Source organism: Streptomyces sp. NPDC015144 (assembly GCF_043079735.1).
In the GTDB taxonomy this organism is placed as follows: Bacteria; Actinomycetota; Actinomycetes; order Streptomycetales; family Streptomycetaceae; genus Streptomyces.
On sequence record NZ_JBIBUU010000001.1, the window covers coordinates 117484 to 131321 of the forward strand.

The following is a 13838-nucleotide window of genomic DNA, read 5'->3' on the forward strand; positions in this document are numbered from 1 at the left end:
CGCTTGGCCACGGCACAGGACTCCGCGCCCGCATGGCCGACATGGAGCAGCTCCCGGGCTGGCTCCTCCGTGAGCTGCCGCGCCGGGGTCTTGTCACGCCGCCCCCGGCGCCCGCCTCCCCTTGTGGTTGACCTTCATGGTGTCCATGTCCGTCACCGTGGAGCGCAGCGGGCCGTGGCCGTATCCCTGCCCGTCCAGGTACGTCTCCGCGCGGTCCTCGGCGATGGCGCCCGCCATCTCCTCGCCGTCCTCGGCGTCGGAGACGACCACGTAGCGGAAGCTGAAGTGCTTGAGCACCCGGTCGTAGGCGAGCGTGCCCTCCTCGGTGAACCGCATCGCGCTCAGCCCGTGGTCGTCCACCTCGGCGAGCAGCCGGGCGCGCGCCGTGTCCGTCAGCCCGTCCCAGGTGCCGCGCACGATTACTCGGTAGGTGTGCTGCGTGCTCATCGTCTTCCACTCCGCGTTCCGGTGCGTGTGCCGCGCCGCTCGCGGCGCGGGCGGGGTCGGGGCCAGGGTACGGCGGTACGGGCGCGGCGCATCCGAATTTCCGGGCGACCCAGGCGGCGGCCGCTTTTGCCGAAGTCTGACAGCGGCGCCCCTGGTCAGGGAATTGCCGAGCGTGTTCCATGGTCATCGGGCGCCCGGACCCGCGGCGGCCCGCGTGAGGGAACGAGGTTGCCTTGGCCACGACCGTACGACGTGCCGTACTGACCCTGCCCGCCGCACCGCTGGGCCCGGAGAATCCGCTGCCCGCGCTGCGGCCGCTCGACGAGACGCACACCATCGACGAACGCGAACGGGCCGCGCTGCCGCGCGACATGGCACGCCAGATCGGCTACCAGCCCCTGACCACCGTGCTGCCGGTGCGCGTCCTCGACGGCTACGGCCGCGAGCGCACCCCCACCGCGATCGACACGATCGTCATCGAGAACGACCGGCTGCGCGCCACCGTGCTGCCCGGCCTCGGCGGCCGGATCCACTCCCTCCACCACAAACCCACCGGCCGGGAACTGCTCTACACCAACCCGGTCCTCCAGCCCGCCGACTTCGCGCTCAACGGCGCCTGGTTCTCCGGCGGCATCGAGTGGAACATCGGCGCCACGGGCCACACCACCCTCTCCTGCGCCCCCGTGCACGCGGCCCGCGTCCCCGCGCCGGACGGCGGCGAGATGGTCCGCCTCTGGGAGTGGGAGCGCCTGCGCGACCTGCCGTTCCAGGTCGACCTGTGGCTCCCGGAGGACTCCGACTTCCTGCATGTCGGTGTCCGCGTCCGCAATCCGCACGAGCACACCGCACCGGTGTACTGGTGGTCCAACATCGCCGTCCCCGAAGGGGACCGCACCCGCGTCCTGGCCCCCGCCGACGAGGCGTGGCACTTCGGGTACGAACGGTCCCTGACCCGGGTGCCGGTCCCGGTCTCCGGCTCCGTGGACCGCACGTACCCGCTGCGTGGCGACTTCCCCGCCGACTACTTCTACGAGGTCCCCGACGGCGCCCGCCGCTGGATAGCCTCGCTCGACGAGCACGGCCACGGGCTCGTCCAGACCTCGACCGACCTGCTGCGCGGCCGGAAGCTGTTCGTCTGGGGCGGCGGGGCGGGCGGCCGCCGCTGGCAGGAGTGGCTCACCGAATCCGGCACCGTCGGCTACGCCGAGATCCAGGCCGGGCTCGCCCGCACCCAGCTGGAGCACGTACCGCTGGAGCCGGGCGGCGAGTTCAGCTGGCTGGAGTCGTACGGTCCGCTCTCCGCGGACCCGGACACCGTGCACGGCGAGGACTGGGCCGCGGCCCGTGCCGAGGCCGAGGGACGGCTCGCGAAGGCGCTGCCGCGCGCCGATGTCGACGCCGCGTACGCCGCCTGGCGGCGCTGCGCCGACACCGCCCCCGGCGAGACGCTCGCCACCGGTTCCGGCTGGGGCGCCCTGGAGGTCCGGCGCGGCGGGTACGAGCTGCCCGGCACCCCGTTCGCCGAGTCCACCCTCGGCGAACAGCAGCGCCCCTGGCTGGAGTTGCTGGACCGGGGCGCCTTCGCGGAGCCGGACCGCCCGGTCCCGCCCGGTCCCTCCCTGGTCTCCCCGCACTGGCGCGACATGCTGGAGACGGCCCCGGCCGACCCGCTGACCGAATACCACCTGGGCATCGCCCAGTGGCACGCCGGGGACCGCGCCCAGGCGGTGCGGAGCTGGGAGCGCGGGCTGACGGCGGCCCCGTCCCGCTGGCCGCTGCTGCGGTGCCTGGCCGTCGCCGCCGGGGACGGGCGGCAGGGGGAGCGGGCGGCGGACCTGCTGGCCGAGGCGTTCGACGACCTGGGCGCGCGGCGCGACGGCGGCGAGGAGTGGACGGCGGTCGCGGCGGCGCTGGGCCGGGAGGCGATGGAGGCGCTGCTGGCGGCCGGGCGCCCGGCCGCGGCCCGGACCGTGTGGGACGCGCTGCCCCCGGAGGTCCGAGAGCGTGGCCGATTCCGGCTGCTGGAGGCCCGGCTGCTGCTCGCCGAGGGCGACCGGGGCGCCGCCCGGGCCGTCTTCGACGCGGGCTTCGAGGTAGCCGACCTGCGCGAGGGCGCGGAGATCCTGGGCGAGGTGTGGGCCCGGATCACCGACGAGCCGCTGCCGGACGCGTACGACTTCCGGATGCGCCCCAGCGGCTGAGCGCGGAACCCCGGGCCGGCCGGACCGGCCCGGGGCGGGGTTCAGCGGCTCCCGCCGGGCTCAGCGGGCCTCGTCGGGCTCAGCGGGCCTCGTCGGGCGCCTGGTTGCGGTCGGCGTACTCGAAGACCGAGCCGTCCGGGTGGACGGCGATCAGGTTGCGGCCCACCGGCGTCGGCACCGGCCCGGCGAGGATGCGGGCGCCGACCCGGGTGAGGTCGGCGTACGCCTCGTCGACGTCCTTCACCGCGATCGTCGCCGTCACCTTGCGGAGGATCTCCAGCTCCGACTCCGGGCCGCTCATCAGCAGGAAGCAGCCGATCGCGGCGACCGACACCCCGCCGCGCTCGAAGCGGAGCGCGGGACTCCCGGTGAGCTCCTGGTAGAAGGCCGTGGCGGCCTCCAGGTCGTCGACGCAGATCCGGAGCGTGGTTCCCTGAATGTCCATGCGGCCCAGGGTAGTTGCCGGTGTCATGCGGTGGAACCGGTTCCGGCCCGGTCAGGCCCGGCAGAGCACCTCGCCGTGCGGGACCATGAACCAGGCGTCCTCCCGGGTGCCCCACGCGCGCCACGCGTCGGCGATCGCCGCCAGTTCCCCGGCGCTCGCGAAGCCGCCGGAGACGGCCCGTTCCGCGTACGCCGAGCCGACCGTGCGGTCCGCCCACAGCCCGCTCCACCAGGCCCGGCTCTCCGGGGTGGCGAAGCACCAGCTCCCGGCGGACGGGGTGATGTCGGTGAAACCGGCCTGCCGGGCCCAGGAGAGCAGCCGGCGGCCCGCGTCCGGCTCGCCGCCGTTGCCCCGGGCGACCCGGCGGTACAGGGCGAGCCAGTCGTCCAGGCCGGGCACCTCGGGGTACCAGCTCATCGCCGCGTAGTCGCTGTCGCGGGCCGCGACGATGCCGCCGGGGCGGCACACGCGCCGCATCTCGCGCAGCGCCCGCACCGGGTCGCCCACGTGCTGGAGCACCTGATGGGCGTGGACGACGTCGAAGGAGTCATCGGGGAAGTCCAGGTCGTGGACGTCGGCGGTCGCGAACTCCACGTTCTCCAGGCCGCGTTCGGCCGCCACAGCGGCCGCCCCGGAGAGCGCCTCGGCCGAGGTGTCGACGGCGGTCACCCGGCCCGGGGCGACCAGGGCGGCCAGGTCCGCGGTGATGGTGCCGGGGCCGCAGCCGACGTCCAGGACGGAGAGGCCGGGGGCGAGCCGGTCGATCAGATAGGCCGCCGAGTTCGCGGCGGTGCGCCAGCGGTGCGAGCGCAGCACCGACTCGTGGTGGCCGTGGGTGTAGACGGCGGTCTCCTCGGGCATGGCCGTACGTCCTTCCGGAATGTGGGCGGGCGCGCCCCGGCGTGCGACGGCCGGGGCGCGGACGGCGGAACGCCGACCGGTGCGTCCACCGTACGCCGACGTGTCGCATGATGAGATGTGTGTCTTGTTATGTGGACAAGCGCCCGTTGCCGGGTCAGAAGGCGGCTGACTACGCTGGGTTCGGCGCTCCGGCCGCCCCCGCACCGCACGAGAGGCAGAAGTGAACGCACCACACCTGGACGTGGCCGTGCCCGAACGGGCCGAGCTCGGCGAGGGCCCGACCTGGGACGCCGCCACCGGCCGGCTGATCTGGGTCGACATCCTCTCCGCGCGCGTCCACACCTACGATCCGGTCGACCACCGCCGTACGGTGCTCGCCACCGAACAGCACGTCGGCGCGGCCAAACCCCGCGCGGGCGGCGGGCTCGTGGTCCATCTGCGCGACGGCATCGGCCTGTACGACCCCGACGGGGCCTTCCGCTGGCTGGTCCGTGATCCGGTGCCGGGCCGGCGGGGCAACGACGCGGCGGTCGCCCCGGACGGATCGCTCTGGGCGGGCACCATGCGGTACGACGGGGCCGAGGGCGGCGGAAACCTCGCCCGGTTCGCGGCCGACGGCACGGTGAGCGAGGTACTGCCCGCCGTGTCCTGCGGCAACGGCATCGGCTGGAGCCCCGACGGGCGGCTGATGTACTTCATCGACACCCCCACGCGCCGGATCGACGTCTTCGACGTCGACGGCCCGCACGCCGTGCGACGCCGCCCGTTCGCCACCGTCGAGGAGGGCGTGGGCTTCCCGGACGGGCTGACCGTCGACGCCGAGGGCGCCGTCTGGGTCGCGCTCTGGGACGGCGCCGCGGTGCGCCGGTACGCGCCCGACGGCGCCCTGGACCGGGTCGTCCCGCTGCCGGTGCGCCGCCCGACCGCCTGCGCCTTCGGCGGCGCCGCCCTGCGCGACCTCTACATCTCGACCGCCCGCACCGGGCTCACCGCACCGCACCCGCTCTCCGGCGCGCTGCTGGTGCTGCCCGACGCGGGACGCGGACTGCCCCAGGCGGCCTTCGCGGGCTGACGCCACCGGGCGCGCCCGCCCGATCCCTCGTATAAAGGGCCTGATGTACGAAGGGCCTGATGTGACGGCGCGGCGGCGAAGGAGGACCGGATGGCGCGGCGGCCGACCGACGACCGCTCCGTACGCGAGGACCGGGGCCCGGTCCGCTACGGGCCGCCCGCCCCGGACCCCGGCCTGCCCGTCCTGCCCGAACTGGCCGCGGTGCTCGCCTCGGCGGCCGACTCCGGCGCGCCCGAACCGACCGGCGGCGGCGCGCCCCTGCGCGAGGCCGCGACCGCCTACTGGCGGCGGCGCGGACTGCACGGCGGTCCGGAGCATGTCGCCGCCGCCCCGGGCGCCTCGCCGCTGCTGCTCGCCCTGATCGCCGCGCACGGCGGCGACGTGCTCGTACCGCGCCCCTGCCCCGCGAGCTGGATCCCGCAGGCCCGGCTGCTCGGCAGGCCCGCCTACCAGGTGCCGACCCCCGCCGAGTGCGGCGGCGTGCCGGACCCGTACGCGCTCCTGGAGACCGTGCGCAGGGTGCGCGCCGAGGGCGGCAGGCCCCGGCTGCTGCTGGTCTCCGTCGTCGACGACCCGACCGCCACCGTCGCCCCGCCCGAGCTGGTGAGCGAGGCGTGCGAGGCGGCGATCGCGGAGGGGATGCACGTCATCAGCGACGAGACCTGGCGCGACACCCTGCACCGGCCGCGCGACACCGTCCTGCTCAGCCCGGCCGAGATGTTCCCCGACGACGTCACCGTCCTCTGCGACCTGGCGGGTGCCCTGACCCCCGCCGCCTGGCCGGTCGCGGTCGCCCGCTTCCCGGGCACCGCACGGGCCGCGCTGCGCCACGCCCGTACGCTCGACATCCTCACCGCGCTCGGCGCGCACGTCGCCGGACCGGTCGCCCGGGCCGCCGCCCACGCGCTGCGCGAACCGGACGCCGTGACCGAGCGGGTCCGCCGGGCCGCCGCGCTCCAGGCCCGGGTCGCCGCCGCCGCGCACCGCGCGGTCCTGGCCTCCGGCGCGCTGGCCAGACCCCCGCAGGCGGGCCGTCACCTCTACGCCGACCTCGGCCCGCTGCGGGCCCGGCTGGCCGAACGCGGCGTCACGGACTCGCTGGAGCTGGAGGAGTACCTGACCGAACGGCTCTCCACCCCGACCCCGGGCGGCCACCGGTTCGGCGACGAACTGGGGGCGCTGCGCGTACGGCTGGGTACCGGCCCGCTGCTCGGGACGACGCCGGAGCGGCAACGGGAGTCGCTCACCGCTGTGGCGCCCCTCGAATTGCCGCACGTGGCCGAAGCGCTGAGCATTTTCGGGACGGCCCTGGCCGAACTGCGCTGACCATCCGCCGGGCGGTTCCGGGCGAGGAACCGCGAGACGGGAGTCGACCGATGACGGAACGGACCCGGCGCCCCCGCGCCGCGACCACGCTCCCGCGCACCGCCCCGCGCCCGCCCGGCGAGATCCGGCACTGGCCCAGGACCTTCGCCGACCGGCTCACCGCACCCCTCCCTGGGGTCATGGCCATGTCCCGGCTGCTCCGCGAGCGCGCCCTGCGGCCCGACGCCGAGGGACTGCGCGGCATCCCGCACCTCCCGTACGCCCCCGCACCGCTCCCGGCCGTCCCCGCCGGCGGCACCTGGGCCGGGCACGCCGGCTGGATCGTCCGCACCGGCGGGCTGACCGTCCTCACCGACCCCGTCTGGTCCCGGCGCATCCTCGGCACGCCCGCCAGGATCACCCCGGTCGGCGTCCGCTGGGAGGACCTGCCGCCGGTGGACGCCGTCGTCATCAGCCACAACCACTACGACCACCTCGACGCCCCCACCCTGCGCCGACTGCCCCGGGACACCCCGCTCCTCGTCCCCGCCGGGCTCGGCCGCTGGTGCCGCAGGCGCCGCTTCACCCACGTCACCGAACTCGACTGGTGGGAGGCGGTCGAACTCGGCGGCGTCCGCTTCGACTTCGTACCGGCCCACCACTGGTCCCGGCGCACCCTCACCGACACCTGCCGCTCGCTCTGGGGCGGCTGGATCATCGGCGCCCCCGGCGGCCGTCGCGTCCACTTCGCCGGGGACACCGGATACGGGCACTGGTTCACCGAGATCGGCCGCCGCCACCCCGGGATCGACCTGACCCTCCTGCCGATCGGGGCGTACGAGCCGCGCTGGTGGCTCGGCGACGTGCACCTGGACCCCGAGGAGGCCGTACTGGCCTACCGGGACCTGGGCGCCCGGGCGATGGCGCCGATGCACTGGGCCACCTTCCTGCTCTCCGCGGAGCCCGTGCTCGAACCGCTGACCCGGCTCCGTACCGCCTGGGAACGGGCCGGCCACCCCCGGGAACTGCTCTGGGACCTGCCGGTCGGCGCCTCGCGGGTCCTCGGCCCGGAGCCGTCGCCGGTCAGTGGCCGAACCGGGCCCGCGTCCGCCGCCACACCGCCGGACCGCCGCTGACCAGCAGCGTCAGCCCGACCGCCGCGACCACGCCCTGCCACGGCTCGGGGAAGAGCGAACCGCCCAGGATCCCGATCAACTGGTACGTCGCCGCCCACGCCAGACACGCCGGCACATCGCCACGGGCGAACCTGCGCAGCGGCATCCGGCCCAGCAGGCACGCCAGCATCACCGGTATCCGGCCCGCCGGCACCAGCCGGGACAGCACCAGCACCATCGCACCGTGCTCGTCCAGCTTCCGTTGCGCCTGGGCGAGCCGCTCCGGGGCGGCCCGGTCCCGGATCGTGTTCAGCCAGCGCGACCCGTTCCGCGACCGCACCCCGCGCTGACCGAGCCAGTACAGGCACAGATCACCGACGAACGCCGCCGCCGAGGCCACCAGGAAGACGATCAGCAGGGAGAACGGCGACGACTGGTGCAGCGCCACCACCCCGGCCGAACTCACCAGCGCCCCCGTGGGCACCACCGGCACCAGCGCACCCAGCGACACCAACAGGAACAGCGACGGATAGCCGACCGCCTGCTGCGTCGACTCCGGGGGCAACTGCCCCACGACCTGCGCGATCACCCGGCGGTCTCCGGCCGTATCCGCTCGCCGTGCGCCAGCCGGTGCACCGCCACCTCCGGAACCAGCAGCGCCGACTTCCGGACGAACTCGTCACCCGGCGCGTGGAACTCGTGCGGCCGGACCCCGTCCAGCCCGATCGGCCAGTACGTGCCGTAGTGCACCGGCACCGCCGACCGGGGCGACAGCAGGGCCAGCGCCTGCGCCGCCCGGCCCGCGTCCAGATGGCCGTGGCCCAGGTAGGGACCCCAGCCGCCCACCGGCAGCAGCGCCACGTCCACCGGCCCGACCGCGTCCGCCATCCCGTCGAAGAGCCCGGTGTCGCCCGCGAAGTACGTCCGCGCCTCGCCCTCGACCACGAAACCGAGCGCCGGGGAGCGGTGCCGGCCCATCGGCAGCCGCCGCCCGTCGTGCAGCGCCGGAACCACCCGCACCCGCACCTCGCCGAGCCGGACCGTGTCGCCCGGGACCACCTCGGTGATCCGCAGCTCCAGCGCCGCACCCAGCGACCGCAGCCCCGGCACCGCGCGCACCGCGCCGCGCGGCACCACCAGCCGGCTGCCCGGGGCGAGCCGGGTCATCGACGGCAGGTGCAGATGGTCGGAGTGCAGATGCGAGACGAGCACGGCATCGGCCACCGCCGCCTCCGGACCCGGCAGCTCACCGCGGCGGCGGCGCAGATGGGCGAAGCGCCGCGCGAACAGCGGATCGGTCAGCACCCGCACCCCGGAGTCCTCGATGGTGCAGGTGGCATGACCCCACCAGGTGACTTCCACCGGCACGTGCCGCCTCCTCGCTCCCGGGCCCATCCCGCCGCGTCCTGCTGTCGAGCCTAACGAACCGGGTGGGGGCGCACAGAGGCGTTCCCGGCCTGCGCCCCGCACCTCCCCGTGGTCCCGGCACGCGCCTTCTTGCGCCGCCGTGCGAACGGTAGGGTCGCCGACAGGGCTCAGCAGGGGGGACGGCCATGGGGGACAGGACGGACGTACGGGTGGCGGCCATCGCCAGCCTCACGCCGCTGGAGGAGCTCGACGACGATCCGTTCCTCGTGGACACCCGCGGCCAGCACGACATGTGCGCCCGCTGGGCCGCGGACAAGGGGTACGTCGTCACCCGCCAGCTCCGCCTGTACGGGCTGCGCCCGGACCACCACGCCTTATGGGCCGACGTGGAGAGCGGTGAGGTGGAGCTCTTCGTGGCCGCCAGCGACCGTGTCCTCGCCCGCGCGCTCTCCTCGGTGCCGGAGTTCGCCGCCGAGTGCGAGCGGCGCGGGGTGGGGCTGGAGATCGCGGGGCTGGACGAGCCCCGCTACACCCCCCGCACCAAGGCGAACGTGCACCGCAGACTCTCCATGCCGACGGCCGGCTACGACGGCTGCTGACCGGACCACCGGCCGCCGTGCCCGGCACCCCGCGGACCCGCTGTGAAAAGCTGGGGGCCCAGGGCCCGGAACGGAGGGGTCCGGACAAGAGGTGGAGCGGCGTGGTCGACGGGCGATGGCGGACGGCCGGCAGCGCCCTGATGCGCGTGGTCCTGGTGTGGGCGGTCTCGACACTCACGATGCTGGTGCTCGCCGGGATCCTGCCCGATTTCCACCTCCAGTCGGCCGACGGCGACAGCATCACCAAGACCGCGTTCACCGCGGCCTGGGGCGCCGGGGCCTTCGGCCTGCTCTCCGCCCTGGTCTGGCCGGTCCTGGTACGGGCCCTGCTCATCGTGCCCGCGCTCGTCCTCGGCCTGCTCGTCTTCTTCCTCAACGGCTCGCTGCTGCTGCTCGCCCTGCGCCTCATCCCGGACGGGCGCGGCGCCGCCAACCCGGAGACCGCGGTCGTCGTCGCCGCCGTGATGTCCGCCGTCGCCTCCGCCACCTCCACCGCGCTCGCCGTCCGCGACGACAACGCCTACCGGCGCAGGCTCTCCCGGCTGGCCGACCGGCGCCGCCGGCGCAGCGGCGCGGACGGCGGGCGCAGCGGCCCGCCCGGCACGGTCTTCCTCCAGCTCGACGGGGTCGGCCACGACACGCTCGCCCACGCCGCCGACACGGGGCTGATGCCGACCGTCGCCCGCTGGCTGGCCGACAAGGACCAGGGCCACCGGCTCACCCCGTGGCGCACCGACTGGTCCAGCCAGACCGGCGCCAGCCAGCTCGGCATCCTGCACGGCAGCAACCACGACGTCCCCGCCTTCCGCTGGTACGAGAAGGAGACCGGCGACGTCATGGTCTCCAGCCGCCCCGCCAGCGCCCTGGAGCTCCAGCGCCGGGCCGTCGAGCGCACCCGCGACGGCGGGCTGCTCACCCTGGACGGGGCCAGCCGGGGCAACCTCTTCAGCGGCGGCGCCGACCAGCTGGCCCTCGTCCTGTCCATGGCGGCCCGGTTCGGCAAGGGCCGCCGCTCCCGGGCCGGGTACTTCGCGTACTTCTCCGACCCGGCCAACGCCGTACGCACCGCGCTCTCCTTCGCCGCCGAGGTCGGCCGGGAGATCGGCCAGTCGACCCGGGCCCGGATACGGAAGGAGGGCCCCCGGGTCAAACGCGGCGGCTTGTACCCCTTCATCCGGGCCTTCGCCACCGTGGTCGAACGCGACGTGGTCGTCTCCGCCGTCGTCGGGGACATGTTCGCCGGACGCACCGCCGTCTACGCCGACCTGGTCGCCTACGACGAGGTCGCGCACCACTCCGGGCCGCACAGCCGCGACGCGGAGAAGGTGCTCGCCCGGCTGGACCGCTCGCTCGCGCTGATCGCCAAGGTCGCCGAGCACACCCCGCGCACCTACCGGATCGTGCTCCTCTCCGACCACGGGCAGAGCCCCGGGGAGACCTTCGAGGGGGCGTACGGGCTGAGCCTCAAGGAGCTGGTGCGGGCGGGCTGCGGGCTGCCGGTGCCCCGCCGGGCCCAGCGCACCCCCAGCGCGTCCGAGGCACGCGACACGGTACGGATCGCCCTGCACCGGCCGGTCGACGAAGGTGTGGCGGAACCTTTCGCCAAGCCGTCCGACCCCGTGGTCCTCGCCTCCGGGAACCTCGGCCTGATCTCCTTCCCCGACATCCGGGGGCGCGCCTCGCGCGAACAGCTCGACCGCGGCCGCCCGGCCCTCCTCGGCACCCTGGCCAACCATCCGGGCATCGGCTTCCTGCTGGTCCGCAGCGAGCGCCACGGATCGGTGGTGCTGGGGCGCGGCGGCACCGAGGTCCCGGTGGCGGAGCTGGTGGACGGCGAGGGGCCGCTGGCCCCGTTCGGCCCCGGCGCGGCGGACGCGGTGCGGCGCACGGACACCTTCCCGCACGTGGCCGACATCATGGTCAACTCGATGTACGACGGCGCCACGGGCCGCGTCCACGCCTTCGAGGAGCAGATCGGCTCGCACGGCGGCCTGGGCGGCGAGCAGTCCCGGCCCTTCCTGCTGTGGCCGGCCGGACTGTCCGCGCCGGTCGCGCCGGGGGAGGAGCTGGTCGGCGCCGAGCAGGTGCACCGGGTGCTGCGCCGCTGGCTGCGGGAGTGCTCGGGCCCTCAGGTCCCGCTGGTCCCGGGCGAGGAGGACGAGGGGGAGCCCCCGCTCCGGGCGGCCGGCTGACGGGCGGCCGAGGGGCGTTGTCAGTGGTGGACGGCAGGATGGGGGCCATGACGAACTCAGCTGTTGTGCTCGCCGACACCGCCGCCTACGCCGCCGCGGTCGAGGAGGCGACGCGGGCCGCCGCCGCGTACTACGCCACGGGTGAAAGCACCCTCGACGACGACGCCTACGACCGGCTGGTGCGGGGGATCGCCGCCTATGAGCAGGACCACCCGGAGGAGGTGCTCGACGCCTCGCCCACCGGCAAGGTGGCGGGCGGCGCCGCGAGCGGCGACGTCCCGCACACGGTGCCCATGCTCTCCCTGGACAACGTCTTCTCGGCCGAGCAGTTCGTCACGTGGACGGCCTCGCTGGAGCGCCGGATAGGAAGGCCCGTCGCGGCCTGGAGCGTGGAGCCGAAGCTCGACGGGCTGGCCGTCGCGGCGCGCTACCGGGCGGGCCGCCTGGAGCAGCTGATCACCCGCGGCGACGGCACCGCCGGCGAGGACGTCTCGCACGCGATCGGTACGGTGGTCGGCCTGCCCGAGCAGCTCGCCGAGCCGGTGACGATCGAGATGCGCGGCGAGATCCTCATGACCACCGAGCAGTTCGAGCGGGCCAACGCCGTCCGCACCGAGCACGGCGGCGCCCCCTTCGCCAACCCGAGGAACGGCGCCGCCGGCACCCTGCGCGCCAAGGACCGGGCGTACACGGTGGAGATGACGTTCTTCGCCTACGGAGCGCTGCCGCTGCCCGGGTCCGGCGAGCTGACCGACACCCTCGCCGAGCTCCCGCACAGCGAGGTCCTCGCACACGTCGCCCGCCTCGGCGTGCACACCGCCGCGGACACGGACGTCGCGCCGCGCACGGTCGCCACCGTCGAGGAGGTGCAGAGCGGCGTCGAGGAGATCGCCGCCCGGCGCGCCACCCTGCCGTTCGGCATCGACGGCATCGTGATCAAGGCCGACCTCGCCGCCGACCAGCGCGAAGCCGGCTCCGGCACCCGGGCCCCGCGCTGGGCCATCGCGTACAAGCTCCCGGCCGTCGAGAAGGTCACCCGGCTCCTCGACGTCGAGTGGAACGTGGGCCGGACGGGCATCATCGCGCCGCGCGCCGTACTGGAGCCGGTCGAGATCGACGGCTCGACCGTCAGCTACGCCACGCTCCACAACCCCGCCGACATCACCCGCCGTGATCTGCGCCTGGGCGACCGGGTGATGGTCTACAAGGCGGGCGACATCATCCCCCGCATCGAGGCGCCCGTCGCCCATCTGCGGACCGGCGAGGAGAAGCCGATCGAGTTCCCCGGGTCCTGCCCCCAGTGCGGCTCGGAGATAGACACCAGCGAGCAGCGCTGGCGCTGTGTCCGGGGCCGCGCCTGCCGCCTGGTCGCCTCGATCTCGTACGCGGCGGGCCGCGACCAGCTGGACATCGAGGGCCTCGGCACGACCCGGGTCGTCCAGCTCGTCGACGCCGGCCTGGTGACGGACTTCGCCGACCTGTTCACCCTCGACCGCGAGCAACTGCTGGGCCTGGAGCGGATGGGGGAGACCAGCACCGACAACCTGCTCGCCGCCATCGGGGCGGCCCGGACGCAGCCGCTCTCCCGGGTCTTCTGCGCGCTCGGGGTGCGCGGCACGGGGCGCTCCATGTCCCGGCGGATCGCCCGCTACTTCGCGGAGATGGACCGGATCAGGGCGGCCGACGCCGAGGAGCTCCAGCGGGTCGACGGCATCGGCAAGGAGAAGGCCGCCGGGGTCGTCGCCGAGCTCGCGGAGCTGGCCCCGCTGATCGAGAAGCTGAGGGCCGCCGGGGTCAACATGACCGAGCCCGGTGCCACGCCGCCGCCCCCGCCGGGGGAGGAGACCGGGGCGGACGAAGGTGCCGGGGCCGGGGAGGGACTGCCGCTCGACGGGATGACCGTGGTGGTCACCGGGGCCATGACCGGAGCCCTGGAGAAGCTCTCCCGCAACGAGATGAACGAGCTGATCGAGCGGGCCGGCGGCAAGTCCTCCTCCAGCGTCTCCAAGCGCACCTCGCTCCTGGTCGCCGGGGAGAAGGCCGGCTCGAAGCGCACCAAGGCGGAGGACCTCGGCGTCCGTACGGTCACGCCCGACGAGTTCGCCGGGCTGATCACCGACTTCCTGCCGCAGCCGGTGTGAGCCCGGCCGAGCCCTTGGAATCTGATCGGGAGTGGCTTTCTTTGCCTCCCTATTGCATAGTGAGGGCTCGGCCATGCCTCGCAATCAGCGGG

At 75.0% G+C, this 13838-nt stretch carries 12 protein-coding genes; 7 read left to right on the top strand and 5 right to left on the bottom strand.

All coding sequences use genetic code 11. The annotated features are described in order from the left end of the window. Positions 1-93: 93 nt before the first annotated feature. Entirely contained in the window at positions 94-447 is a 354-nt protein-coding gene (locus ACF08W_RS00455) for a DUF6204 family protein (protein WP_352280669.1), read from the bottom strand. A gap of 233 nt (positions 448-680) precedes the next feature. Between ACF08W_RS00455 and ACF08W_RS00460 the strand changes: the two genes are divergently transcribed. After that, positions 681-2648: a DUF5107 domain-containing protein gene (locus tag ACF08W_RS00460; RefSeq protein WP_392277903.1), complete on the top strand. Its 1968-nt coding sequence runs from the start codon at positions 681-683 to the stop codon at positions 2646-2648. Positions 2649-2727: 79 nt separating this feature from the next. Here the strand turns inward: ACF08W_RS00460 and ACF08W_RS00465 are convergent, their stop codons facing one another. Continuing rightward, positions 2728-3093 (bottom strand): VOC family protein, encoded by a 366-nt coding sequence (locus ACF08W_RS00465; RefSeq protein ID WP_352280673.1) that lies wholly within the window; start codon positions 3091-3093, stop codon positions 2728-2730. Between the two features lie 51 nt (positions 3094-3144). Continuing rightward, complete coding sequence (locus ACF08W_RS00470; RefSeq protein WP_392277904.1) at positions 3145-3954, bottom strand: class I SAM-dependent methyltransferase; 810 nt, start codon at positions 3952-3954, stop codon at positions 3145-3147. A gap of 220 nt (positions 3955-4174) precedes the next feature. On the opposite strand from ACF08W_RS00470, the gene ACF08W_RS00475 reads away from it, so the two are divergent. The 3 genes from ACF08W_RS00475 (at position 4175) to ACF08W_RS00485 (ending at position 7467) form a co-directional block, all read left to right on the top strand. After that, on the top strand, positions 4175-5026 hold the full coding sequence (locus tag ACF08W_RS00475; protein WP_392277905.1) for an SMP-30/gluconolactonase/LRE family protein: 852 nt from the start codon (positions 4175-4177) through the stop codon (positions 5024-5026). A gap of 90 nt (positions 5027-5116) precedes the next feature. Beyond that, on the top strand, positions 5117-6352 hold the full coding sequence (locus tag ACF08W_RS00480) for an aminotransferase class I/II-fold pyridoxal phosphate-dependent enzyme (protein WP_392277906.1): 1236 nt from the start codon (positions 5117-5119) through the stop codon (positions 6350-6352). A gap of 50 nt (positions 6353-6402) precedes the next feature. Beyond that, positions 6403-7467, top strand: a complete 1065-nt coding sequence (locus ACF08W_RS00485; RefSeq protein ID WP_392277907.1) for an MBL fold metallo-hydrolase — start codon at positions 6403-6405, stop codon at positions 7465-7467. Here ACF08W_RS00485 and ACF08W_RS00490 read toward each other — a convergent pair. After that, on the bottom strand, positions 7415-8035 hold the full coding sequence (locus ACF08W_RS00490; protein ID WP_352280682.1) for a DedA family protein: 621 nt from the start codon (positions 8033-8035) through the stop codon (positions 7415-7417). The two genes, ACF08W_RS00485 and ACF08W_RS00490, sit on opposite strands and share 53 nt — an antisense overlap. Further along, a complete protein-coding gene (locus tag ACF08W_RS00495; protein WP_385208785.1) occupies positions 8032-8814 on the bottom strand; it encodes an MBL fold metallo-hydrolase in 783 nt (260 codons plus the stop codon). The genes ACF08W_RS00490 and ACF08W_RS00495 overlap by 4 nt, the downstream gene beginning before the upstream one ends. Before the next feature lie 185 nt (positions 8815-8999). Between ACF08W_RS00495 and ACF08W_RS00500 the strand changes: the two genes are divergently transcribed. The 3 genes from ACF08W_RS00500 (at position 9000) to ligA (ending at position 13746) form a co-directional block, all read left to right on the top strand. Beyond that, positions 9000-9413, top strand: coding sequence for a hypothetical protein (locus ACF08W_RS00500; protein ID WP_352280686.1), 414 nt, complete (start codon positions 9000-9002; stop codon positions 9411-9413). 140 nt (positions 9414-9553) lie between these two features. Beyond that, positions 9554-11605 (top strand): phage holin family protein, encoded by a 2052-nt coding sequence (locus tag ACF08W_RS00505; RefSeq protein WP_392278318.1) that lies wholly within the window; start codon positions 9554-9556, stop codon positions 11603-11605. Positions 11606-11643: 38 nt separating this feature from the next. Beyond that, entirely contained in the window at positions 11644-13746 is a 2103-nt protein-coding gene (ligA, locus tag ACF08W_RS00510) for an NAD-dependent DNA ligase LigA (RefSeq protein WP_392277908.1), read from the top strand. The last annotated feature ends 92 nt before the right edge of the window (positions 13747-13838 follow it).